Genomic DNA, 23,912 nt, shown 5'->3' with positions numbered 1-23,912 from the left:
GGCCCAGCCCCTCACTGCAACGGCATTGCTAAATCGTACGGCGACGGGTTAACGCGACACCAGCACCGATCAGAGCCCCAACGATACCCCACATAATCATCAGGAAGGCGTGACGAGGGCTGTCACGTTTTACCGGCTCTTCCGGCGTTCTCAAATAACGATAGGTCTGAAAACGCGGATCTAAAGTTGGTCCAACGTTCAGGGTGTTCAGCATTGCCCTGTTCTGGAAATAGTCCAGATCGAAATCCGGACCAATTGACTGCAGATTCTCAAGTCGCGCCTGCAACATAGGACGTCCGAGTAAGAACAATTCTGAATCCGGTAATTCATCAGCTGGAACATCTGTGGAAGTACGCGAAATATTATGCTGCTCAGCAATTTTAAGCGCTTGTTCAATGCTGTGGACGCGGCGAGAGAAAATGGATTTTGCCACTTCTTCCTGACGTTTGACCTGCGCTTTCATCTGCACAGTGCGTGCGGCCCATGCGCCTTTTAACTCATCATTCAGATGACGTGCCGCGCGTTGGCTGGCAAACGCGACGTACTGGCGCAGCAAATTGTTGGCATCAGGAGCCGTCTCGGCAATCAGCTTCACGCTGTCATTGGTATTACGCAGCGTATCGCCAGGCAAAAACTGAATGTTATTGATCAGTTCATCCAGCATCGCCGCATCGGCTTTGCTATTACCGACCATACGCTGCTTATAGTAATCAGTCTGCTGCCAGAATTCTCGGCGTGTATCCCAGGAGGCAAGCTGCATAATGAATTCTTTATAGGCCTCATCCATTACTGACGGTTGGTCCGTGGACGCAAGACTGGCCTTAATATCCAGGTTGCGTAAAAACTGTTGTTGAGAGTAAAAGCCACCCAACATATTGACCGTTGGCCTGTCAGTAATCGCCGTGGCGCTCCACTCCTGACGCGCAAAAAACGTATAGGCGAGTGCCGCTATCGCGAAGGCGAGAGCCATACCGACGATCCACACCTTCCCTGACCACAAGGTACGAAACAACCCACGGATATCCAGTTCATTTTCAGCGCTCACGGCGTTTTCCCCCGGTAATGGTTGTCTCATCGTACCCTCAATTTATTTGGTTAAGTCTGGTTTACTTTCACGGTTTCTACGCAACTTGCGCTTCAAACGTTTGATAAATCTCGCTACCTTCCAGGCCCGTTTAATACAGATGTCGTACAAGACAAACGCCAGTAAAAAAAACACCAACATCACCCACTCCGGGACAATGCGAGAATATTCAGCCAGCACGCCAATAGATGCCAGAATAGCTGCAGCCAGGGTAATCAGGACAAAAGCCTGTCGGGAGGTAAATCCGGCGCGCATGATTAAATGGTGAATATGTTGGCGATCCGGGGAGAAAGGGCTCATGCCCTTGCGTAAGCGACGATACATAATTGCCACCATATCCATTAACGGAATGGCAATAATCCACAAAGCGGTGACCGGGCTGATAGGATGCGTTGGCCCCTGGGTAGTCTCCAGCAGGATCCAAATCACCGTGAAGCCAATCAGCGTACTGCCCGCATCCCCCATAAAAACTTTATAGCGGCGTCCGAGAATACCCAAATTCAGCAGGATGTAAGGCAGAATGGCGGCGATCATGGCAAAACACCAGATGGCCAGGCTTGTTTGACCATCGAACCACAGGATAAGCCCCATAGCGGCGAATGACACGCTAGATAATCCACCCAACAGACCATCAATCCCATCCACCATATTGAAGGCGTTTATTGCCGCCCAGACGGCAAACAGGGTAAGGAAATATCCAAAAGGACCGAGCACCATCTCCCAAGGGCCGAAAATATAGCCAAGGCTTAGCAGATAGAGTTTACCCACCGTCATCATAATGATGCCGATAAGGGCCTGGATGGTTGCGCGGATTTTTACACTGATATCAAAACGATCGTCCAGGGCACCGATAAACACCAGTACACCAGCACAACCCAGGTAGAGAGTAGCATGCGGGATATAGTAATCGGCGATAAGAAACGTAAAGCAAATGCCTGCGTAAACCGAAATCCCTCCAACCAGCGGAATCAGTCCCTGATGACGTTTGCGGAAGTTGGGTTTATCCACCAATCCAATCTTTTTCGCGACCTTGCGGGCAAAGAAAAGAAACAGCGTTGTGAATAAAAAAATACTGATGAGATCAGTACTTGCTGTCAATAAATTCACTATACATGCTCTCAGAGAATATCAATACACGAAGTATAACCATTCAGCCAATTATTCAGAAGAGAAACCCGACTCAATATCAGGTGGTTCTATATGATTAGCAACCACAAAATACGAATTTCAACCCTTCTTCGCCATGCGGTATGTCATACCGTATTATCGTTATTGTGTCGTTAAGATTACAGCCACAAAAGCAAAACGCCACGTAAAAACGTGGCGTTTTCGGATGAGACCTGAATTACGAACGCTTCATCATATCGAAGAAGTCGTCGTTAGTCTTGGTCATCGCCAGCTTGTTAATGAGGAATTCCATGGCATCAATTTCACCCATCGGATGGATGATTTTGCGCAGGATCCACATTTTCTGCAGCTCTTCCTGAGTGGTGAGCAGCTCTTCTTTACGGGTACCGGAACGGTTGTAGTCGATAGCCGGGAAGACGCGTTTTTCAGCAATCTTACGAGAGAGATGCAGTTCCATGTTGCCGGTACCTTTAAACTCTTCGTAGATAACTTCATCCATTTTAGAGCCGGTATCGATCAGCGCAGTCGCGATGATGGTCAGGCTACCGCCCTCTTCCACGTTACGCGCCGCACCGAAGAAACGCTTCGGACGATGCAAGGCATTGGCATCAACACCACCGGTCAGAACTTTACCGGAAGCCGGAACCACGGTGTTGTAAGCACGCGCCAGACGGGTAATGGAATCGAGCAGAATGATAACGTCTTTCTTGTGTTCAACCAGACGTTTCGCCTTCTCGATAACCATTTCCGCAACCTGAACGTGGCGGGAGGCTGGTTCGTCAAAGGTAGACGCAACCACTTCACCTTTCACCAGACGCTGCATCTCGGTAACTTCTTCCGGACGTTCGTCAATCAGCAGCACCATCAGCACGCAGTCCGGATGGTTGTAAGCAATGCTCTGCGCGATGTTCTGCAGCAGCATGGTTTTACCTGCTTTCGGCGGAGCAACAATCAGACCACGTTGGCCACGACCGATCGGTGATGCCAGATCCAGTACACGCGCCGTTAAGTCTTCAGTAGAACCGTTACCACGTTCCATACGCAGACGAGAGTTTGCGTGCAGCGGTGTTAAGTTCTCAAAGAGGATTTTGTTACGGGCATTTTCTGGTTTGTCGTAGTTAACTTCGTTAACTTTCAACAGCGCAAAGTAGCGTTCACCTTCTTTCGGCGGGCGAATCTTACCAGAGATGGTATCACCAGTGCGGAGGTTGAAACGGCGGATTTGGCTGGGAGAAACGTAGATGTCATCAGGACCGGCGAGGTAGGAGCTGTCTGCAGAGCGGAGGAAACCAAATCCATCCTGCAATATCTCCAGCACACCGTCACCAAAGATATCTTCGCCACTCTTTGCGTGCTGCTTCAGGATGGCAAAAATAATGTCCTGCTTGCGCATACGAGCCAGGTTTTCAAGGCCCATATTTTCGCCGAGAGTGATCAGCTCAGAAACCGGCGTATTCTTTAATTCGGTAAGATTCATAATGGTGTGAGTTCTTAAACTTGGGGTAAATCTCGAACTTAATGTTGTGAATGGTATGGCAGGGTCATCCATGCCTGTTTACGGCCATCAACTCATGTCTGTTCGCTGTCTGGTCACAGGAAAGTACGCAGAACTGAAACGACAAGACGGATTGAGTGACAAGCCAGGAATCTGTCCACTTCTCGCGCGAGAAACAACGGGAAGTATTGGATATAACTAGATTCAAACTTAATAAGGTATGTTTAATACGAAGTCAACACTAACTTAGCACGACTCAAGTCGGGCGTCCAGTCATCCGAATCATTTCGAAGTATGGTCGCCCGATCATGAGACTTCCTTACGCTAAATTAGCGTCGAGGAATTCTTTCAACTGACCTTTGGATAGTGCGCCGACTTTAGTCGCCGCAACTTCGCCGTTTTTAAACAGCAGCAGGGTCGGGATGCCACGGATACCATACTTCGGCGCGGTGCCTGGGTTTTGGTCAATGTTCAGTTTAGCAACCGTCAATTTGCCCTGATATTCGTCAGCGATTTCATCCAGAATTGGAGCGATCATTTTGCACGGACCGCACCACTCTGCCCAGAAATCAACGAGGATAGCTCCGTCCGCTTTGAGTACATCCGTGTCAAAACTGTCGTCAGTCAGGTGAATAATTTTATCGCTCATATTAACTCCACAGGAATAAGCCTGGTGCGTTGGTGTACTCTTAATCAACGACGTGTTGATGTAGCATTAACCAACTAAAGGTTGACTTTATTTCACCGGATACGCTTTCGTAAAGCAATAGTAAGCTGATATTCTACCACACTATGAGCAAAACACATTTAACAGAACAGAAGTTTTCCGACTTCGCCCTGCACCCAAAGGTGATAGAAGCCCTTGAAAATAAAGGCTTTCATAACTGCACGCCCATTCAGGCCCTCGCGCTGCCGCTAACGCTGGCAGGTCGTGATGTTGCAGGGCAGGCGCAAACCGGTACCGGAAAAACGATGGCGTTCCTGACGTCAACGTTTCATTATCTTCTCTCTCATCCCGCGATTGCCGATCGCAAGGTGAACCAACCGCGTGCGTTAATTATGGCGCCAACGCGTGAGTTAGCCGTGCAGATCCACGCTGACGCCGAGCCGCTGGCACAGACCACCGGTTTGAAATTAGGCCTGGCTTATGGCGGCGACGGTTACGACAAACAGCTGAAAGTGCTGGAAAGCGGCGTCGATATTCTTATCGGCACGACCGGTCGTCTCATCGACTATGCAAAACAGAACCACATTAACCTGGGCGCGATTCAGGTCGTGGTGCTGGATGAAGCCGATCGTATGTACGATCTGGGCTTTATCAAAGATATCCGTTGGCTGTTCCGTCGTATGCCGCCAACCACCCAACGTCTGAACATGCTGTTTTCTGCAACCCTCTCTTACCGCGTTCGCGAACTGGCGTTCGAACAGATGAATAACGCCGAGTACGTTGAAGTCGAACCGGAACAGAAGACAGGTCACCGTATAAAAGAAGAGCTCTTCTATCCTTCCAACGAAGAGAAAATGCGTTTACTGCAAACGCTGATTGAAGAAGAGTGGCCAGATCGCGCCATCGTCTTTGCTAACACCAAGCATCGTTGTGAAGATATCTGGGGTAGCCTTGCCGCTGACGGTCATCGCGTCGGTCTGTTGACCGGTGACGTGGCGCAGAAAAAACGTCTGCGTATCCTTGATGAGTTCACCCGTGGCGATCTCGACATTCTCGTTGCGACGGATGTCGCCGCGCGTGGTCTGCATATCCCAGCCGTAACGCACGTATTTAACTATGACCTGCCGGATGACTGTGAAGATTACGTTCACCGTATCGGTCGTACCGGTCGCGCCGGAGCAAGCGGTCACTCTATCAGCCTGGCCTGTGAAGAATACGCGCTGAATTTACCAGCAATCGAGACCTATATCGGTCACTCGATCCCGGTCAGCAAGTACAACCCGGATGCGCTGATGACCGATCTGCCGAAGCCGTTACGCTTAACGCGTCCGCGCACAGGCAATGGCCCACGCCGTACCGGTGGTGCTCCGCGTAATCGTCGTCGTTCAGGTTAACGTTAGATATGCTCACAACCACTTCGCTGTACGCCGCAATTGATTTAGGCTCGAATAGTTTTCATATGCTGGTTGTACGCGAGGTGGCGGGAAGCATTCAGACGCTCACGCGTATTAAACGCAAGGTGCGTCTGGCCGCTGGCCTCAACAGCGACAACGTTCTTTCCGCTGAAGCTATGGAGCGCGGCTGGCAATGCCTGCGCCTGTTTGCTGAACGCCTGCAGGATATCCCTCAGCCGCAAATCCGCGTGGTCGCCACGGCAACATTACGCATCGCGGTAAACGCCGATGAGTTTATCGCCAAAGCGCAAGAGATCCTCGGCTGTCCTGTCCAGGTCATCAGCGGCGAAGAAGAAGCGCGGCTGATTTATCAAGGTGTTGCCCACACCACCGGCGGTGCCGATCAGCGTCTTGTCGTTGATATTGGCGGTGCCAGCACTGAACTGGTTACCGGCTCCGGCGCGCAAACCACCTCTCTGTTCAGCCTGTCAATGGGCTGCGTCACCTGGCTCGAAAGGTATTTCACCAATCGTAATCTGGCACAGGAAAACTTTGACGAAGCAGAGAAAGCGGCTCGCGAAGTTCTGCGCCCGGTCGCCGACAAACTGCGTTTTCATGGCTGGAAAGTTTGCGTTGGTGCCTCTGGCACCGTCCAGGCGTTACAGGAAATCATGATGGCGCAAGGCATGGATGAGCGCATTACGTTGGCCAAGCTTCAGCAGCTTAAACAACGCGCCATTCATTGTGGTCGTCTGGAAGAGCTGGAAATAGAAGGGTTAACGCTGGAACGCGCACTGGTTTTTCCCAGCGGACTGGCCATTCTGATCGCCATTTTCACCGAACTGAATATTCAATGCATGACTCTGGCCGGCGGCGCACTACGCGAAGGTCTGGTCTACGGCATGCTGCACTTACCGGTTGATCAGGACATTCGCAGCCGTACGCTGCGTAATATTCAGCGTCGATTTATGGTCGACACCGATCAGGCGAATCGTGTCACGCAATTGGCTGTACATTTACTCGAACAGGTGAAAGATGAGTGGCATCTTGAAGCCATTAGTCGTGAACTGCTGCAAAGTGCCTGTCAGTTGCATGAAATAGGACTGAGCGTAGAGTATAAGCAGGCGCCACTGCATGCCGCCTGGCTGGTACGTAATCTCGATCTCCCGGGCTTTACTCCCGCGCAGAAAAAACTGTTAGCCACGCTGTTGCTCAACCAAACTAATCCGGTCGATCTCTCTTCACTCCACCAGCAAAACGCTGTGCCACCACGCATCGCTGAGCACCTTTGCCGTTTGCTACGCCTGGCGATCATTTTCGCCGCTCGCCGTCGCGACGATTTAGTGCCACATATCACCCTGCAAGCTCAGGATGAGAATCTGACGTTAACGCTACCGGAAGGCTGGCTGGAACATCATCCATTAGGTACAGAGTTAATCGATCAGGAAATACAGTGGCAAAGCTATGTCCACTGGCCGCTGGAAGTGCATTAGATGCTGGCTGCCGGATAGCGCTTACGCTTATCCGGCCTACAAAATACCTATTTCTCTTTGGCTTTCGCCATCATTGCCCGAATATTAGCAATGCTGGCCTGCCCTTTTTGCATCCGCTCCTCGGCACTCACCACTTTACGCTCCTGTTCCCAGATAACGTCATCTTGTGGTAGTTCCAACAGGAACCGGCTCGGTTCCGGTCGTACCAGTTCACCGTACTGACGGCGCTCTTTACACAGCGTGAAGATAAGTTCTTTCTGCGCGCGCGTAATCCCGACGTAAGCCAGACGACGCTCTTCGTCGATGTTATCTTCATCAATGCTGCTCTGGTGCGGCAAAAATCCTTCTTCCATTCCCACCATAAATACGTACGGGAACTCCAGTCCTTTTGAAGCATGCAGCGTCATTAACTGCACCTGATCCAACTCTTCTTCGCTCTCTCCGCGCTCCATCATGTCGCGCAGGGTAAAGCGGGTAACGACCTGAGTCAGGGTCATTGGCTCTTCCAGCTCACTACCTTCCAGCATCTCCGTCATCCAACTGAACAGCGTGTTGACGTTTTTCATACGCATTTCGGCCGCTTTCGGGCTCGGCGAGGTTTCATACAGCCAGGATTCGTAATCAATGCCGTGGATCAGATCGCGTACGGCGGCAACCGGCTCGCGCTCCGCCAGACGTTGAATTTCACCCAGCCAGTGCGTAAAGCGGGTCAGAGAATCATATCCGCGCCCGGTTAGCGTCTGGCTAAGTCCCATATCAAAGCTGGCGGTAAACAGGCTTTTATTACGCGTCATCGCCCATTCCCCCAACTTTTGCAGCGTGGCCGGACCGATTTCACGCTTTGGCGTATTTACGATGCGCAAAAATGCACTGTCATCATCCGGGTTGCTGAGCACGCGCAGATAGGCCAGCAAATCTTTAATCTCCGGACGTGAGAAGAACGACGTCCCGCCGGAAATTTTGTACGGGATGCGGTTCTGCATCAGAAACTTTTCGAACACTCGCGACTGATGATTACCGCGATACAGGATGGCGTAGTCTTTATACTGCGTCTTGTTCACAAAGTGATGGGCAATCAGTTCCCCGGTCACGCGTTCTGCTTCGTGCTCTTCATTATTCGCACTCAACACCTTCAGCTCAGCGCCGTAGCCAAGCTCAGAAAAGAGCCGTTTTTCAAAGACGTGTGGGTTGTTAGCAATAAGGATGTTCGCCGCCTTCAGGATACGCCCTGATGAACGATAGTTTTGCTCCAGCTTCACCACCTGCAGCGCCGGAAAATCTTTGCTTAACAGTACCAGGTTCTGCGGACGTGCCCCGCGCCAGGAGTAGATCGACTGATCGTCATCACCCACGACGGTAAAGCGCGCGCGTTTCCCCACCAGCAACTTCACCAACTCGTACTGGCTGGTGTTGGTATCCTGATATTCATCCACCAGCAGGTAGCGGATTCGGTTTTGCCAACGCTCACGTACTTCTTCATTGCGCTGCAACAGCAGCGTGGGGAGCAGGATCAGATCGTCAAAATCGAGGACGTTACACGCCTTCATATGCGCGTCATACAGACCATAGCAGTGGGCAAAAATACGATCGCGTTCACCCTTTGCACTGGCTGCCGCCTGCGCTGGGGTCATCAGATCGTTTTTCCAGTTGGAGATCGTTGAAATCAACTGTTGAAGGATAAGTTTATCGTCTTCAATTAGCCCTTCGGTCAATTCCTTAAGCAGGGCCACCTGGTCAGTATCATCAAACAACGAGAAGTTCGACTTCATCCCTAGCGCGGCGTATTCACGCTTAATGACATCCAGTCCCAGAGTGTGGAAAGTAGAGATCATCAACCCGCGCGCTTCTTTACGACCCAACGTTTGCGCCACACGCTCTTTCATCTCGCGCGCAGCCTTATTGGTAAAGGTTACTGCCGCAATATGTCGTGCCTGATAGCCACATTCACGGATCAGATGTGCGATTTTGTTTGTGATAACACGCGTCTTACCGGAACCCGCTCCCGCCAGCACCAGGCAAGGTCCGGTGACGAATTCGACGGCTTGTTGTTGTCCGGGGTTCAAACGCATAGAGGATTGCTCAATCTGTAAACACGGGGATGTGGATTGTAGCAGAAAGTGACGCCAGGGGGATCGGTCATAGCCCATCGTCGAAGACCATGGATTACATGCTACTATTGCGCCCTGATTTATCACTCAACTCAGAGCACAAACCATGGCAAAAACAGCATCAGCAGTGCATATCCTTGTTAAAGAAGAGAAACTGGCTCTAGATCTTCTGGAACAAATCAAAAATGGCGCCGATTTTGGTAAACTGGCGAAGAAACACTCTATCTGCCCGTCGGGCAAACGCGGCGGCGATTTAGGCGAATTCCGTCAGGGCCAGATGGTTCCGGCGTTTGATAAAGTGGTGTTCTCCTGCCCGGTGCTGGAGCCAACCGGCCCACTGCACACTCAGTTCGGTTACCACATCATTAAAGTGCTGTACCGTAACTAATAGAAAGCCCGGTGTGTTCAAACACCGGGCTTTTTTTGCCGAATGGCAGCCTCTTAGCCAGCTACAGCAATACGTTTCATATCAGTCATATAGCCACGCAGTTTCTGGCCCACTTTCTCGATAGCATGGCTGCGAATAGCATCGTTTACGTCGCGCAGCTGCGCGTTGTCTACTGCACCTTCGGCAATCGCTTTGCCCAGATCTCCGGTTTGCAGGGTGGCCATGAACTCTTTCAGCAGCGGTACGCACGCGTAAGAGAACAGGTAGTTACCGTATTCTGCGGTATCGGAAATGACAACGTTCATTTCGTACAAGCGCTTACGGGCGATGGTGTTCGCGATCAGCGGCAGTTCGTGCAGTGATTCGTAGTAAGCAGACTCTTCGATGATGCCGGAATCCACCATGGTTTCAAACGCCAGCTCAACGCCAGCCTTCACCATCGCGATCATCAGCACGCCTTTATCGAAGTACTCCTGCTCGCCAATTTTACCTTCAAACTGCGGCGCGGTTTCGAACGCGGTTTTGCCGGTCTCTTCACGCCAGGTCAGCAGTTTCTTATCGTCGTTGGCCCAGTCAGCCATCATGCCTGAAGAGAATTCGCCGGAGATAATGTCATCCATGTGTTTCTGGAACAGCGGCGCCATGATCTCTTTCAGCTGTTCGGACAGCGCATAAGCACGCAGTTTCGCTGGGTTAGACAGACGATCCATCATCAGGGTGATACCGCCCTGCTTCAGCGCTTCGGTGATGGTTTCCCAGCCGAACTGAATCAGTTTTTCGGCGTAAGCCGGGTCAGTACCTCCTTCCACCAGCTTGTCGAAGCACAGCAGAGAGCCTGCCTGCAGCATACCGCACAGAATTGTCTGCTCGCCCATCAGGTCAGATTTCACTTCCGCAACGAAGGACGATTCCAGCACGCCCGCACGGTGACCGCCAGTGGCCGCAGCCCATGCTTTGGCAATCGCCATGCCTTCGCCTTTCGGATCGTTTTCCGGGTGAACGGCGATCAGGGTTGGAACACCAAAACCACGTTTGTACTCTTCACGCACTTCGGTACCCGGACACTTCGGCGCAACCATCACCACAGTGATATCTTTACGGATCTGCTCGCCCACTTCGACGATGTTGAAACCGTGGGAGTAGCCCAGCGCCGCGCCATCTTTCATCAGCGGCTGTACGGAACGTACAACGTCGGAGTGCTGTTTGTCCGGGGTCAGGTTAACCACCAGATCTGCCTGCGGGATCAGCTCTTCGTAGGTACCTACTTTGAAGCCATTTTCGGTCGCTTTGCGCCAGGAAGCGCGCTTCTCAGCAATCGCTTCTTTACGCAGGGCGTAGGAGATATCCAGACCGGAGTCGCGCATGTTCAGGCCTTGGTTAAGCCCCTGAGCACCGCACCCGACGATGACCACTTTTTTACCCTGAAGGTAGCTTGCGCCATCGGCGAATTCGTCGCGACCCATAAAGCGACATTTGCCCAGCTGCGCCAGCTGCTGACGCAGGTTCAGTGTATTAAAGTAGTTAGCCATGGTGATACCTCGTGATGTTGTACTGTCTTATTGTTCGGTTCGCGTTTCAGCGAGAATGAACCCACATTACAACAGGAAATTTATTGCGGAAATTGATATATTCACAACATCACATTGCAATATCTGCAACGTAGAAAATCGGAGGCTCGTCCGTGGATTTACGCGATCTGAAAATGTTCCTGCATCTGGCGGAAAGCCGCCACTTTGGCCGCAGTGCGCGGGCGATGCACGTCAGCCCCTCCACACTCTCACGCCAGATCCAACGGCTGGAAGAAGATCTCGGCCAGGCGCTGTTTGTGCGCGATAACCGTACGGTCACGCTGACCGAAGCAGGCGAAGAGCTGCGAGTATTTGCCCAGCAGACGCTGTTGCAGTATCAACAATTGCGCCACACCCTCGATCAGCAGGGACCGTCGTTGTCGGGCGAGCTGCATATCTTCTGCTCGGTTACCGCCGCCTACAGCCACCTGCCGCCAATTCTCGACCGCTTTCGCGCCGAGCACCCCTCGGTTGAAATTAAGCTCACCACCGGCGATGCCGCTGACGCAATGGACAAAGTGGTCACCGGAGAGGCCGATCTGGCAATAGCAGGTAAGCCGGAGACGCTGCCCGGCGCAGTAGCATTCTCGATGCTGGAGAATTTAACGGTAGTGTTGATCGCACCAGCATTGCCTTGCCCGGTGCGAAACCAAGTTTCGGTCGATAAGCCGGACTGGTCGACGGTGCCGTTTATCATGGCCGACCAGGGGCCGGTACGCCGCCGCATCGAACTGTGGTTCCGCCGTCACAAAATCAGCAACCCATCGATTTACGCCACGGTCGGGGGGCACGAAGCGATGGTCTCGATGGTGGCGCTGGGCTGCGGCGTGGCGCTGCTGCCGGAAGTGGTGCTGGAAAACAGCCCGGAGCCGGTACGGAATCGCGTGATGATTTTAGAACGCAGCGACGAAAAAACACCGTTCGAGCTGGGCGTCTGCGCGCCGAAAAAACGGCTGCATGAGCCGCTCATAGACGCGTTCTGGAAGATTGTTCTGGAGCGTAAATCCGCCGAGTAGCGCCAGCGTCAGGCCTAAAATCAGTGGTAGATTCAGTATTGGCACTCCTTTTCTGTATAATGTCCCGTGCCATAATAGATGTGGGGGGCTTGTTAACCATCACGTTTAGCAAGCCAGAACAGACGGTGTCATTGCGCACTTGACAGCGAAAATACAAACTTAATTAGCCATCATTATGATAATCAAACCAAAAATTCGTGGATTCATCTGTACAACGACCCATCCGACTGGCTGCAAAGTCAATGTGGAAAAACAGATCGATTATGTGAAGAAAAACGGGAAAATCGCTAACGGCCCTTCCCGCGTGCTGGTCATCGGTGCTTCCACCGGTTACGGCCTTGCTTCCAGAATTTCCGCCGCGTTTGGCAGCGGAGCCGCCACTATCGGCGTATTTTTCGAAAAACCAGGCACGGAAACCAAGCCAGGTTCCGCGGGCTGGTATAACTCTGCAGCCTTCGATGAGGCCGCAAAACGTGAAGGTCTGTATTCCAAAAGCATCAACGGCGACGCGTTCTCCGACGAGTGTCGCGACGCAGTTATCAAACTGATCAAAGAAGACCTGGGTCAGATTGACCTGGTGGTTTATTCACTGGCATCTCCGGTACGTAAAATGCCGAAAACCGGTGAAATCGTCCGTTCTGCGCTGAAGCCAATCGGTGAGGTTTATACCTCTAAAGCGATCGATACCAACAAAGATCAGATCATAACCGCCAGCATTGAGCCGGCAACCGAAGAAGAAGTTCAGAACACCGTCACCGTTATGGGCGGCGAAGACTGGGAACTGTGGATGGGCGCGCTGAGCGAAGCAGGCGTGCTGGCTGACGGCGTGAAAACCGTTGCCTACTCCTACATCGGTACTGACCTGACCTGGCCAATCTACTGGCACGGCGCGCTGGGCAAAGCAAAAGAAGATCTCGACCGCGCGGCAGGCGCGCTGCGTAATCAACTGGCTCCGCTGAACGGTTCCGCTAACGTTGCTGTACTGAAATCCGTTATCACGCAGGCCTCTTCTGCGATTCCGGTGATGCCGCTGTACATCTCCATGGTCTTCAAGCTGATGAAAGAACAGGGCATTCATGAAGGCTGCATCGAGCAGATCAACCGTCTGATGACCACCAGCCTGTACGGCGATAAAGTGGCGCTTGATGACAACCAGCGTATCCGTATGGATGACTGGGAACTGCGTGAAGACATTCAGCAGGCATGCCGCGATCTGTGGCCGCTGATCACCACCGAAAACCTGGCGCAAAAAACGGACTATGCAGGATATAAGCAGGAATTCCTGAATCTGTTCGGTTTTGGTCTCGACGAAGTGGATTACGATGCGGATGTAAACACCGAAGTCGAATTCGAAGTCATCACGCTGTAATCTGCTGATACAGTTGCAAAAAGGGTTCATGTTTTTACATGAACCCTTTTTTAATGGCTACCGCTAACCCGCCAGGAAGAACCTGAACGCCGGGTTATGCGTTTCATCATGACAGTCATAACCCAGTTCGTTCAGTCGCGTTTCGAAATCAGGCTCGTGCTCACCCAACTCAAACGCCGCCAGTACGCGACCATAATCGGTTCCGTGACTACGATAGTGGAACAACGAAATATTCCAGTGCGTCCCCAGGGTATGCAGGAATTTGAGCAACGCCCCCGGAGATTCCGGGAATTCGAAGCTGTACAGCCGCTCCTGCAAGGGTTTCGACGGGCGCCCGCCGACCATGTAGCGCACGTGCAGCTTCGCCATTTCGTCGTCGGACAAATCCACTACGCTGTAGCCACCCTCGTTAAGCAACTGGAGGATTTCCTTACGCTCTTCCAGCCCACGGCTCAGACGGACGCCAACAAAAATACAGGCGTCTTTCGCATCAGCAAATCGGTAGTTAAACTCGGTAACCGAGCGTCCTCCCAACAGCTGGCAAAACTTCAGGAAGCTGCCCTTTTCTTCCGGAATAGTTACGGCCAGCAACGCTTCGCGCTGTTCGCCCAGCTCGCAACGTTCGGAAACATAACGTAGGCCATGGAAGTTAACGTTAGCGCCGGAAAGGATATGCGCCAGACGTTCGCCGCGAATGTTGTGCTGGGCAATGTACTTTTTCATCCCCGCCAGCGCCAGCGCACCGGAAGGTTCCGCCACCGCGCGCACATCCTCGAACAGATCTTTCATTGCCGCGCAAATAGCGTCGCTATCGACAGTGATGATGTCGTCGAGATATTCCTGGCACAAACGGAAGGTTTCGTCGCCGATACGTTTCACCGCCACGCCTTCAGCAAAGAGGCCAACACGCGGAAGATCGACCGGTTGACCGGCATCCAGCGCCGCTTTCAGGCAGGCTGAGTCTTCAGCTTCAACGGCAATCACTTTGATCTGCGGCATCAACTGTTTGATCAGCACCGCCACACCTGCCGCTAATCCGCCACCACCCACTGGCACGAATACACGATCAAGGTGGGCATCCTGCTGCAATAACTCCAGTGCCAGCGTGCCCTGCCCGGCAATCACCATCGGATGGTCGAATGGAGGAACCCAGGTAAAACCCTGCTGCTGCGACAGCTCAATCGCTTTGGCTTTGGCTTCATCAAAATTCGCGCCGTGTAACAGTACTTCACCACCGAAACCGCGAACGGCATCGACTTTGATATCAGCGGTAGCCGTAGGCATGACAATCAGCGCCTTCACGCCTAATCGCGCAGAAGAGAAAGCTACGCCCTGAGCATGATTACCTGCCGATGCGGTGATTACGCCATGCGCTTTTTGCTCTTCGGTCAGACCGGCCATCATGGCATAGGCACCGCGCAGCTTGAAGCTGTGAACGGGTTGACGGTCTTCGCGCTTCACCAGGATCACGTTATCGAGGCGCGAAGAGAGTTTTTCCATTTTTTGTAGCGGTGTGACCTGCGCCGCTTCGTATACCGGCGCACGCAGCACTGCTCTGAGATACTCGGCGCCTTCTGGAGCGCCGGAGAGGGGTTGAGAATCCGCCATGGTCATTATCCCCCTAGTTTCGACTTATCGCGCACCGCACCTTTGTCGGCGCTGGTTGCCAGGCTGGCGTAAGCGCGCAGCGCAAAGGAGACCTGACGCTGACGATCTTTTGGCGTCCAGGCTTTGTCACCACGAGCTTCTTGCGCTTCACGGCGCGCAGCGATTTCCGCATCGCTCAGTTGCAGTTGAATGCCACGATTCGGGATATCGATAGCAATCATGTCGCCATCTTCGATAATTGCGATATTACCGCCGCTGGCCGCTTCAGGAGAAACGTGACCAATGGAAAGCCCCGAAGTACCGCCAGAGAAACGACCGTCGGTAATCAGCGCGCAGGCCTTACCGAGACCCATCGATTTCAGGAAGGTGGTTGGGTAGAGCATTTCCTGCATGCCTGGCCCGCCCTTCGGCCCTTCGTAGCGAATCACCACCACGTCGCCGGCAACCACTTTACCGCCGAGGATAGCTTCAACCGCATCGTCCTGGCTTTCATACACTTTTGCCGGGCCGGTGAATTTCAGGATGCTGTCATCCACACCAGCGGTTTTTACGATACAGCCGTTTTCCGCGAAGTTACCGTACAGGACTGCCAGGCCGCCGTCTTTGCTGTAAGCATGTTCCAACGAGCGAATGCAACCTTCTGCGCGGTCATCATCCAGGGTGTCCCAACGACAATCCTGCGAGAACGCCTGGGTGGTACGGATGCCAGCCGGACCTGCGCGGAACATTTTTTTCACCGCGTCGTCTTTGGTCAGCATAACGTCATAACTATCGAGCGTTTGAGGCAGAGTCAGTCCCAGCACGTTTTTCACGTCGCGGTTCAGTAGACCGGCGCGATCCAGCTCGCCTAAAATGCCCAGTACGCCGCCCGCGCGGTGCACGTCTTCCATATGGTATTTCTGCGTACTCGGCGCAACTTTACACAGCTGCGGGACTTTGCGGGACAACTTATCAATATCACTCATGGTGAAGTCGATTTCCGCTTCCTGCGCGGCCGCCAGCAGGTGCAGAACGGTGTTGGTGGAGCCGCCCATCGCGATATCCAGCGTCATGGCGTTCTCAAACGCCGCCTTGCTGGCAATGTTGCGCGGCAGGGCTGAAGCGTCATCCTGCTCGTAGTAGCGTTTGGTCAGCTCAACGATGCGTTTACCTGCGTTGAGGAACAGCTCTTTACGGTCGGCATGAGTCGCCAACAGCGAACCGTTACCCGGCTGCGACAGACCCAGCGCTTCGGTCAGACAGTTCATCGAGTTGGCGGTGAACATCCCGGAGCACGAGCCGCAGGTCGGACAGGCCGAACGTTCAACCTGCTCGCTCTGCGAGTCGGAGACTTTCGGGTCTGCGCCCTGAATCATCGCATCAACCAGATCAAGCTTGATGATTTGGTCAGAGAGCTTGGTTTTCCCGGCTTCCATTGGGCCGCCGGAAACAAAGATCACCGGAATATTCAGCCGCAGAGAGGCCATTAACATCCCGGGGGTGATTTTATCGCAGTTAGAGATGCAGACCATCGCATCGGCGCAGTGGGCGTTAACCATATATTCCACTGAATCGGCGATCAGCTCACGCGACGGCAGTGAATAAAGCATGCCGCCATGACCCATGGCGATACCATCATCTACGGCGATGGTGTTGAACTCTTTCGCCACGCCGCCTGAGGCTTCGATTTGTTCGGCAACCAGCTTACCGAGATCGCGCAGGTGGACGTGGCCCGGCACAAACTGGGTAAAGGAGTTCACCACAGCGATAATCGGTTTACCGAAGTCATCATCGGTCATCCCGGTGGCGCGCCACAGTGCGCGGGCACCCGCCATATTGCGGCCGTGGGTGGTGGTAGCAGAACGATACTTAGGCATGCTTGATTAACTCCCGTCTGTCTTTCCCCTGCATATTTCACGCCGCTGCTGAGGGCTGCCTCGCTCCCCCCAGTCACCTACTAAAGTAAGCTCCTGGGGCTCGCTGCGTTGCCATCTTCCTGCAACGTGAACTATTTTGGGGAAATATTAATTTTGTTATTGGTTTACTGAATCCAACCAGCCGTATTTATCTTCCGTTTCACCGGTGAAGAGGCCAAAGAAGGCCTGCTGGATGCGTTTGGTGACCGGACCGCAGCGGCCTTCACCCACCTGAATACCATCGACGCTGCGTACTGGGGTGATTTCGGCCGCGGTACCGGACATGAACACTTCGTCGGCCAGGTACAGCGATTCACGAGACAGCACCTGCTCACGCACTTCGATATTGAGATCTTTCGCCAGCTTAATGATCGCGTCACGGGTAATACCCGGCAGCGCGGAAGAGGTAAACGGCGGGGTAAACAGAATGCCGTCTTTTACTTCAAACAGGTTTTCGCCCGCGCCTTCGGAGATGTAGCCATTCACATCCAGCGCAATGCCTTCCTGGTAGCCATGACGACGCGCTTCACTACCCACCAGCAGCGAAGACAGATAGTTACCACCTGCTTTAGCAGCGGTAGGAATCGTGTTCGGCGCAACGCGGTTCCAGGAAGAAACCATCGCGTCGATCCCCTGCTCCAGCGCTTCAGCACCGAGGTAAGCCCCCCATGGGAATGCGGCGATTATCACATCAGTGGTATATCCCGCAGGCGGGTTAACGCCCATCCCTACGTCGCCAACAAACACCAGCGGACGGATATAGGCGCTGGTCAGGTTGTTTTTACGAATCACCTCACGGCAAGCTTCCATCAGCTCATCAACGCTCTGAGAAACGGGAAAACGATAGATCTTGGCTGAATCACGCAGACGCTGCATATGTTCGCGATGACGGAACACTACCGGCCCTTTGTGAGAATCGTAGCAACGGATCCCTTCAAATACAGAAGTACCGTAGTGCAGCGCGTGGGACATCACGTGGACCTTCGCGTCTTCCCAACGAATCATCTCGCCATTAGACCAAATGTAATCAGCTTTTTTCGTCGTCATTTTTCTTCCTTTTGCGCTCAGGCGCGGATTTGTTGTGATGTGGTTGTGCTCTGGCAGATAGCAACATGTGCAACATCTACCAGTTTACTTAACTGACTAAACAGTAAGTCGACCGACCGGGGGCTGGCAACGGTCAATTCGATATTTATATTCTGCGCATCGCTGGCGGCTTCCATATTCATGGAGCACACCTGAAAACCACGATGGCGTACCACGCGTAAAACACGTTCTAACGTTTCCGGATTGAAACGAGCCTCAACGGCGACCTGATGTTGCATCATGATAATTTCTCCAGCATTTCTGAGTTACTGGCGCCAGGTGGCACCAGAGGCCAGACATTCTCAAGTTCGTCGATTGAGACATGAAGCAAGTATGGCCCCTCGCTGTTCAGCATGGTGTCGAGTGCCGCTTCAACCTGGTCTTTACGGGTGATGTGTTGACCAGGAATGCCGAAGGCTCTGGCCAACATGAGGAAATCGGGGTTATCGGTAAGGGTGGTTTCGCTATAACGTTCCTGGAAAAACAGCTGCTGCCATTGTCGCACCATGCCTAACCGCTGGTTGTCGAGTAAAACTATCTTCAGCGGCAACTGCTTGCGTTTTACGGTGCCCAATTCCTGTACATTCATCATGAAGGAACCGTCACCGGAGATACAGATTACCGTATCATTCGGGCGAGCAACCTGCGCGCCAACCGCTGCTGGCAGGCCAAAGCCCATCGTCCCCAGACCGCTCGACGTGATGAAATTTTCAGGGCGAGTGTAGGTCATATGCTGTGCCGACCACATCTGATGCTGGCCAACATCCGTTGTCACTACGCTATCCGCAGGTTTGCGATCGGATAACTGCTTTAACAACAGTGGCGCATAGATAGCTTCCCCCGGATGGTCGTAGCGCCAGATATGTTCTGCGCGCAGTTCAGCGCTGTGCTGACGCCATTCGTCAATCTTCATCAATTGCTGTAATGCTGGCAGCAGAGAATTTAAATCCCCCTGCAGCGCCACGTGTGCCTGGCGCAGTTTGTTCATTTCCGCCGGGTCGATATCCATGTGGATTACGCTGGCGTTCGGTGCGAAGGTATTCAGCTTGCCAGTCACCCGGTCATCAAAACGTGCGCCAACCGCAATCAGTAAATCGCACTCTTGCACCGCGAAATTCGCGGCTTTAGTACCGTGCATTCCCAACATCCCCAAATAGTACGGGTAGTCAGCATCTACTGCGCCCAGACCTTTCAGCGTGCAGGCGACCGGCATTTGGGTTATCGCGATAAATTCACGCAGGGCCGGGACCGCCTGCGCCATACCTACGCCACCACCTACGTACAGGATGGGCTTTTGCGCCTGCGCCAGCATATTACGTGCCTGCTCAACGTCAGCGTGCGGAAACGTCTCTACGTTTTCGACGGTCGTAAAATATGGCTCCAGCGTACCGCTGGCTAATTGAATGTCTTTCGGGATATCAACCAGAACCGGACCCGGACGACCGGAATTCGCCACGGCGAAAGCCTCAGCCATGATACGCGGCAGTTCTTCGAGTGACTGTACCAGGAAGCTGTGTTTGGTGCAGGACAGAGACATCCCCAGCACGTCCACTTCCTGGAACGCATCCGTTCCGATGAAAGGTGATGCCACCTGACCGGTGATCGCCACCACTGGAACAGAATCTAACAGCGCATCGGCAAGGCCCGTGATCAGGTTGGTTGCGCCAGGGCCGGAAGTAGCGATACAAACGCCGGTTTTACCGGTCGCGCGGGCATAGCCAATCGCCGCCATTGCCGCACCCTGCTCGTGTCGGCACAACAGGTGCTCTACGCCGCCGTCATACAACGCATCGTAAACCGGCATAATTGCGCCACCAGGATAACCAAAGACGGTTTGAACCCCTTGTGCACGCAACGCATGTACCACCCACTGTGCCCCATTCATAGTTACATCCCCGCCGTAAATCTTGAGAAACAGAATTTTATGCTACCGTTCACTTTCTGCTCCTCGTGTATGTTTTTAAGGTCAAAAAAAACCCCCGGACCTTTCGGTGCGGGGGTCTTAGTTCGTTAAGGCTTGTTTTCTAAGCCTTTCCTCGTCCAAGTGCAGCCCCGCACGGTGGGATAATAATCACCACCACGCTAATCACGACCAGGCTAATCACTCGTAGAAGGGCTGTCATTTTTGTATTTTCTTGCATCTTGTTCGAAGGAATACCTAAAGAGTTACCATAGAATTTGCAAATGACACAAGATATTTTTTTATTCGTTTTTCTGACGTCGTTAACGGTTTAGATAAATACCGTTGTTTTTTATACAAAAAAATCAAAAATGAAAATATTTCACGCTTCAGGCGATCCTCGGTAACCCGATCCCCAATACAAACACCATTCAAAAGCATTTGCGGGCGTCATTCCAGGCTTAATGCAAGCAGTTATACGTTGCGCAAAAATACGGGAATTAGCATCTAAAAACCGTAATTATATGAAATCTTGCCGCGATGTATTACGACATAATACTTTTATCAGGAGGAATTATGTCACTATCGATTGTTCACACACGCGCCGCGCTAGGCGTGAATGCGCCAGCCATTACCATCGAGGTACATATCAGCAACGGCCTGCCTGGTTTAACCATGGTGGGGCTGCCCGAAACGACGGTGAAAGAGGCTCGCGATCGGGTACGCAGTGCGATTATTAATAGCGGTTATGAATTCCCGACAAAGAAGATAACTATAAACCTCGCTCCGGCCGATCTCCCGAAAGAAGGGGGGCGATATGATTTACCTATCGCTGTTGCGCTTCTGGCCGCTTCTGAGCAGCTTACACCCCACAATCTCGACACCTACGAGCTGGTAGGTGAATTAGCGCTTACAGGCGCGCTACGCGGCGTTCCCGGCGCGATATCAAGCGCAACCGAGGCCATTCGTGCAGGCAGGCGAATTATTGTCGCAAAAGAGAATGCCGCTGAAGTTGGACTGATACACGGCGAAGGGTGCCTGATCGCCGATCACCTGCAGACCGTATGCGCATTTCTCGAAGGTAAGCATGATTTAGACAGGCCATCATCCGCAGATTTTACGCCTAACGCATTAGCTGATGATCTGAGCGATGTTATCGGCCAGGAACAGGGTAAACGCGGGCTGGAGCTTACCGCAGCAGGCGGCCACAACCTCTTGCTCATCGGCCCGCCGGGTACGGGAAAGACTATGCTAGCCAGTCGACTCAGAGGGCTGCTCCCTCCACTTAGCAACGATGAAGCGCTGGAAAGTGCCGCGATACTCAGTCTGATCCATTCCGACACGATACAAAAACAGTGGAAGCAACGCCCTTTTCGCTCGCCACATCACAGTGCTTCATTAACCGCCATGGTCGGTGGAGGCTCTATTCCTGCGCCAGGAGAGATCTCTTTAGCGCACAACGGCATACTGTTTCTGGATGAACTACCCGAGTTTGAGCGGCGCACGCTGGATGCACTGCGCGAACCCATCGAGTCCGGGCAGATCCATCTATCCCGCACCAGAGCAAAAATAACCTATCCCGCACGCTTTCAACTCATAGCTGCGATGAATCCAAGCCCGACGGGCCATTATCAGGGAAACCATAACCGCTGTACCCCAGAACAGACACTGCGCTACCTAAATCGATTGTCAGGTCCATTTCTTGACCGCTTCGACCTCTCCCTCGAAATTCCCTTACCGCCGCCCGGTATACTCAGCCAGAGCGCGATGAAAGGGGAAAATAGCGCAACGGTGAAGCAACGTGTTATGGCAGCGCGAGAGCGTCAGTATCAGCGGCAAAATAAGTTAAACGCACATCTGGACAGTCAGGATATCCATAAATACTGCCTACTGCGTAGCGACGATGCACAGTGGCTTGAAGAAACGCTCGCTCATCTCGGATTGTCTATCCGCGCCTGGCTGCGCCTGATTAAGGTCGCTCGAACGATTGCGGATATCGAACAATGTGATCACATCTCTCGCCAGCATTTACAGGAGGCCGTTGGGTACCGAGCGATAGACAGGTTACTCATTCATCTGCAGAAACTACTGACATAAAAAAAGGGCTTTCGCCCCTTTTTATTAATCATCAGATTCGGTGTAGTCTTCTGCGCCTTCCACCTGAGGTTTCCCACCCGATAAGGTGTGGAAGCGTTTTGGACGCTTAATACGCGTCATATATTTAGACCACACACGTTCAGCTTCGGTAACCGGCTCACGTTCACCACGGCATACCGCAACAAACAGTTTTTCTTCTTCAGTTACCGGCTCACGCTTGCCCAGATCCAGCTCGTTGAAAGCATAACCGTGACGCTCAAGCAGTTGTGCTTCTTTAATGGTGAAATCACCATGACGGGAGAATCCGCGGGGATAATATTTATTATCGAAATATCGATTAGTCGTCGTAAAGCTTTCCGCCATCCTGCACGCTCCTAATTCTTTGGCCGAGCTATTTATGGCGCGGAGTATTAGTTACGCTTGACAGAGCGTCAAACAAAAGATTTAAATCATAACGACAAATAATTTTATGGAGCGAGTTGTGGATACGGAATTGTTAAAAACTTTCCTGGAAGTTAGCCGGACACGCCACTTTGGCAGGGCTGCTGAAGCGCTCTACCTGACCCAATCAGCGGTTAGTTTCCGGATCAGACAACTGGAAAATCAATTGGGTGTAAACCTGTTCACCCGACACAGAAACAATATCCGTTTAACCGCTGCAGGTGAAAAATTATTGCCTTACGCCGAAACGTTGATGAATACGTGGCAGGCAGCACGTAAGGAAGTCGCGAATACCTCGCGGCATAACGAGTTTTCTATCGGTGCCAGCGCATCTCTCTGGGAGTGCATGCTTAATGACTGGTTGAAGCGTTTGTATCAATCTCAGGAGCCACAATCCAGCCTGCAGTTTGAAGCGAGGATCGCTCAACGCCAATCGTTAGTAAAACAGCTTCATGAACGACAGCTTGATCTACTGATTACTACCGAAACACCCAAAATGGACGAATTTAGCAGCCAACTGTTGGGATATTTCACGCTGGCGCTCTATTGCAGCTCTCCTTCGCAAACCAAAGATGAGCTGAATTATTTACGCCTGGAATGGGGACCCGATTTCCAACAACACGAAGCAGGACTAATAGCGGGAGATGAAGTGCCGGTACTCACCACCAGTTCGGCAGAATTGGCCAGGCAGCAACTTTCAGTGATTAAGGGCTTTAGCTGGCTTCCCGTCAACTGGGCCAAAACCAAAAGCGATCTCCATACGGTTACCGACAGTACAACGCTTTCACGTCCTTTATATGCAGTTTGGCTGCAAAACAGCGATAAAAATGGACTAATTTGCGATCTGCTGAGAACAGATATTCTGGAAAATTAAAGAAAATATAGGCAAGGATGCCGGGAGTAAAACAGCAGGAAGGCATAATTCAAATTGCAGGTAAAAAAAAATCCTTAGCAAAAATGCTAAGGATTGTTTCTGGCAGGGGCGGAGAGACTCGAACTCGCGACACCCGGTTTTGGAGACCGGTGCTCTACCAACTGAGCTACGCCCCTAAATTTTCTTATCATTAAGCCTGCTTGGTAGCAGGCTTAATTTTCTAATAAGTGGCGGAACGGACGGGACTCGAACCCGCGACCCCCTGCGTGACAGGCAGGTATTCTAACCAACTGAACTACCG

General features: G+C 52.4%; 21 protein-coding genes and 1 tRNA gene. 7 read left to right on the top strand and 15 right to left on the bottom strand.

Features of this window, described 5'->3' with window-relative positions; genetic code table 11:
• Positions 1-28 precede the first annotated feature (28 nt).
• The 5 genes from wzzE to trxA form a co-directional block, all read right to left on the bottom strand.
• Positions 29-1,075 carry an ECA polysaccharide chain length modulation protein gene (wzzE, locus tag OGV75_RS01420; RefSeq protein WP_286480290.1) on the bottom strand — a complete coding sequence of 349 codons (1,047 nt, stop codon included), beginning with the start codon at positions 1,073-1,075 and terminating at the stop codon, positions 29-31.
• Positions 1,076-1,087: 12 nt separating this feature from the next.
• Positions 1,088-2,191 (bottom strand): UDP-N-acetylglucosamine--undecaprenyl-phosphate N-acetylglucosaminephosphotransferase, encoded by a 1,104-nt coding sequence (gene wecA / locus OGV75_RS01415; protein ID WP_053389656.1) that lies wholly within the window; start codon positions 2,189-2,191, stop codon positions 1,088-1,090.
• Positions 2,192-2,429: 238 nt separating this feature from the next.
• Complete coding sequence (gene rho / locus OGV75_RS01410) at positions 2,430-3,689, bottom strand: transcription termination factor Rho (protein WP_002437993.1); 1,260 nt, start codon at positions 3,687-3,689, stop codon at positions 2,430-2,432.
• Between the two features lie 87 nt (positions 3,690-3,776).
• Complete coding sequence (locus OGV75_RS01405; protein ID WP_049259789.1) at positions 3,777-3,896, bottom strand: rho operon leader peptide; 120 nt, start codon at positions 3,894-3,896, stop codon at positions 3,777-3,779.
• Positions 3,897-4,026: 130 nt separating this feature from the next.
• Positions 4,027-4,356: a thioredoxin TrxA gene (gene trxA / locus OGV75_RS01400; protein WP_001280776.1), complete on the bottom strand. Its 330-nt coding sequence runs from the start codon at positions 4,354-4,356 to the stop codon at positions 4,027-4,029.
• 143 nt (positions 4,357-4,499) lie between these two features.
• Between trxA and rhlB the strand changes: the two genes are divergently transcribed.
• Together rhlB and gppA are read left to right on the top strand one after the other, a co-directional pair.
• A complete protein-coding gene (gene rhlB, locus OGV75_RS01395; protein ID WP_003829013.1) occupies positions 4,500-5,768 on the top strand; it encodes an ATP-dependent RNA helicase RhlB in 1,269 nt (422 codons plus the stop codon).
• Between the two features lie 8 nt (positions 5,769-5,776).
• Positions 5,777-7,261 (top strand): guanosine-5'-triphosphate,3'-diphosphate diphosphatase, encoded by a 1,485-nt coding sequence (gene gppA / locus OGV75_RS01390; RefSeq protein WP_016157837.1) that lies wholly within the window; start codon positions 5,777-5,779, stop codon positions 7,259-7,261.
• Between the two features lie 47 nt (positions 7,262-7,308).
• On the opposite strand, the gene rep is transcribed toward gppA, so the two are convergent.
• Positions 7,309-9,330, bottom strand: a complete 2,022-nt coding sequence (gene rep / locus OGV75_RS01385) for a DNA helicase Rep (protein WP_016157836.1) — start codon at positions 9,328-9,330, stop codon at positions 7,309-7,311.
• Between the two features lie 145 nt (positions 9,331-9,475).
• On the opposite strand from rep, the gene ppiC reads away from it, so the two are divergent.
• Positions 9,476-9,757, top strand: a complete 282-nt coding sequence (gene ppiC, locus OGV75_RS01380; protein WP_016155104.1) for a peptidylprolyl isomerase PpiC — start codon at positions 9,476-9,478, stop codon at positions 9,755-9,757.
• Between the two features lie 53 nt (positions 9,758-9,810).
• On the opposite strand, the gene ilvC is transcribed toward ppiC, so the two are convergent.
• Positions 9,811-11,286, bottom strand: a complete 1,476-nt coding sequence (gene ilvC / locus OGV75_RS01375) for a ketol-acid reductoisomerase (RefSeq protein ID WP_286480289.1) — start codon at positions 11,284-11,286, stop codon at positions 9,811-9,813.
• A 152-nt stretch (positions 11,287-11,438) separates the two neighbouring features.
• Here ilvC and ilvY point away from each other — a divergent pair, with 152 nt between their 5' ends.
• On the top strand, positions 11,439-12,341 hold the full coding sequence (gene ilvY / locus OGV75_RS01370; RefSeq protein WP_016155102.1) for an HTH-type transcriptional activator IlvY: 903 nt from the start codon (positions 11,439-11,441) through the stop codon (positions 12,339-12,341).
• Positions 12,342-12,516: 175 nt separating this feature from the next.
• Positions 12,517-13,710 carry an enoyl-ACP reductase FabV gene (gene fabV, locus OGV75_RS01365; protein WP_211941531.1) on the top strand — a complete coding sequence of 398 codons (1,194 nt, stop codon included), beginning with the start codon at positions 12,517-12,519 and terminating at the stop codon, positions 13,708-13,710.
• A 63-nt stretch (positions 13,711-13,773) separates the two neighbouring features.
• On the opposite strand, the gene ilvA is transcribed toward fabV, so the two are convergent.
• From ilvA to ilvL, 6 genes are all read right to left on the bottom strand, one after another.
• Positions 13,774-15,318, bottom strand: a complete 1,545-nt coding sequence (gene ilvA / locus OGV75_RS01360; protein ID WP_016157833.1) for a threonine ammonia-lyase, biosynthetic — start codon at positions 15,316-15,318, stop codon at positions 13,774-13,776.
• Between the two features lie 5 nt (positions 15,319-15,323).
• Complete coding sequence (ilvD, locus tag OGV75_RS01355) at positions 15,324-17,174, bottom strand: dihydroxy-acid dehydratase (protein ID WP_016157832.1); 1,851 nt, start codon at positions 17,172-17,174, stop codon at positions 15,324-15,326.
• Between the two features lie 156 nt (positions 17,175-17,330).
• Entirely contained in the window at positions 17,331-18,260 is a 930-nt protein-coding gene (locus OGV75_RS01350) for a branched-chain amino acid transaminase (protein WP_103928788.1), read from the bottom strand.
• Between the two features lie 17 nt (positions 18,261-18,277).
• Positions 18,278-18,541, bottom strand: a complete 264-nt coding sequence (gene ilvM, locus OGV75_RS01345) for an acetolactate synthase 2 small subunit (RefSeq protein ID WP_003018017.1) — start codon at positions 18,539-18,541, stop codon at positions 18,278-18,280.
• The gene (gene ilvG, locus OGV75_RS01340) at positions 18,538-20,184 is read right to left on the bottom strand and encodes an acetolactate synthase 2 catalytic subunit (RefSeq protein WP_103928787.1); all 1,647 of its coding nucleotides are present in this window, start codon (positions 20,182-20,184) and stop codon (positions 18,538-18,540) included. The genes ilvM and ilvG overlap by 4 nt, the downstream gene beginning before the upstream one ends.
• A 139-nt stretch (positions 20,185-20,323) precedes the next feature.
• The gene (gene ilvL, locus OGV75_RS01335; protein ID WP_001311244.1) at positions 20,324-20,422 is read right to left on the bottom strand and encodes an ilv operon leader peptide; all 99 of its coding nucleotides are present in this window, start codon (positions 20,420-20,422) and stop codon (positions 20,324-20,326) included.
• Between the two features lie 353 nt (positions 20,423-20,775).
• Between ilvL and OGV75_RS01330 the strand changes: the two genes are divergently transcribed.
• Complete coding sequence (locus OGV75_RS01330) at positions 20,776-22,296, top strand: YifB family Mg chelatase-like AAA ATPase (protein ID WP_142418359.1); 1,521 nt, start codon at positions 20,776-20,778, stop codon at positions 22,294-22,296.
• 24 nt (positions 22,297-22,320) lie between these two features.
• On the opposite strand, the gene maoP is transcribed toward OGV75_RS01330, so the two are convergent.
• On the bottom strand, positions 22,321-22,659 hold the full coding sequence (maoP, locus tag OGV75_RS01325; RefSeq protein ID WP_003018025.1) for a macrodomain Ori organization protein MaoP: 339 nt from the start codon (positions 22,657-22,659) through the stop codon (positions 22,321-22,323).
• A gap of 106 nt (positions 22,660-22,765) precedes the next feature.
• Here maoP and hdfR point away from each other — a divergent pair, with 106 nt between their 5' ends.
• Complete coding sequence (gene hdfR, locus OGV75_RS01320) at positions 22,766-23,611, top strand: HTH-type transcriptional regulator HdfR (protein ID WP_087121878.1); 846 nt, start codon at positions 22,766-22,768, stop codon at positions 23,609-23,611.
• A 100-nt stretch (positions 23,612-23,711) separates the two neighbouring features.
• Here the strand turns inward: hdfR and OGV75_RS01315 are convergent.
• Positions 23,712-23,787 (bottom strand) — tRNA-Trp (locus OGV75_RS01315).
• Positions 23,788-23,912 lie beyond the last annotated feature (125 nt).

It is taken from the genome of Citrobacter sp. Cb028 (assembly GCF_030336705.1).
GTDB classification, from domain to species: Bacteria; Pseudomonadota; Gammaproteobacteria; order Enterobacterales; family Enterobacteriaceae; genus Citrobacter; species Citrobacter braakii.
Note: the sequence above shows the minus strand (reverse complement) of the source record. Positions and strands in the feature narration are given on the sequence as shown.

Coding starts and splice junctions, on each gene's coding strand:
- wzzE (WP_286480290.1), bottom strand. CDS start 1,075: ATGAGACAACCATTACCGGGGGAAAACGCCGTGAGCGCTGAAAATGAA.
- rho (WP_002437993.1), bottom strand. CDS start 3,689: ATGAATCTTACCGAATTAAAGAATACGCCGGTTTCTGAGCTGATCACT.
- trxA (WP_001280776.1), bottom strand. CDS start 4,356: ATGAGCGATAAAATTATTCACCTGACTGACGACAGTTTTGACACGGAT.
- rhlB (WP_003829013.1), top strand. CDS start 4,500: ATGAGCAAAACACATTTAACAGAACAGAAGTTTTCCGACTTCGCCCTG.
- gppA (WP_016157837.1), top strand. CDS start 5,777: ATGCTCACAACCACTTCGCTGTACGCCGCAATTGATTTAGGCTCGAAT.
- rep (WP_016157836.1), bottom strand. CDS start 9,330: ATGCGTTTGAACCCCGGACAACAACAAGCCGTCGAATTCGTCACCGGA.
- ppiC (WP_016155104.1), top strand. CDS start 9,476: ATGGCAAAAACAGCATCAGCAGTGCATATCCTTGTTAAAGAAGAGAAA.
- ilvC (WP_286480289.1), bottom strand. CDS start 11,286: ATGGCTAACTACTTTAATACACTGAACCTGCGTCAGCAGCTGGCGCAG.
- fabV (WP_211941531.1), top strand. CDS start 12,517: ATGATAATCAAACCAAAAATTCGTGGATTCATCTGTACAACGACCCAT.
- ilvA (WP_016157833.1), bottom strand. CDS start 15,318: ATGGCGGATTCTCAACCCCTCTCCGGCGCTCCAGAAGGCGCCGAGTAT.
- ilvD (WP_016157832.1), bottom strand. CDS start 17,174: ATGCCTAAGTATCGTTCTGCTACCACCACCCACGGCCGCAATATGGCG.
- OGV75_RS01350 (WP_103928788.1), bottom strand. CDS start 18,260: ATGACGACGAAAAAAGCTGATTACATTTGGTCTAATGGCGAGATGATT.
- ilvM (WP_003018017.1), bottom strand. CDS start 18,541: ATGATGCAACATCAGGTCGCCGTTGAGGCTCGTTTCAATCCGGAAACG.
- ilvG (WP_103928787.1), bottom strand. CDS start 20,184: ATGAATGGGGCACAGTGGGTGGTACATGCGTTGCGTGCACAAGGGGTT.
- ilvL (WP_001311244.1), bottom strand. CDS start 20,422: ATGACAGCCCTTCTACGAGTGATTAGCCTGGTCGTGATTAGCGTGGTG.
- OGV75_RS01330 (WP_142418359.1), top strand. CDS start 20,776: ATGTCACTATCGATTGTTCACACACGCGCCGCGCTAGGCGTGAATGCG.
- maoP (WP_003018025.1), bottom strand. CDS start 22,659: ATGGCGGAAAGCTTTACGACGACTAATCGATATTTCGATAATAAATAT.
- hdfR (WP_087121878.1), top strand. CDS start 22,766: ATGGAGCGAGTTGTGGATACGGAATTGTTAAAAACTTTCCTGGAAGTT.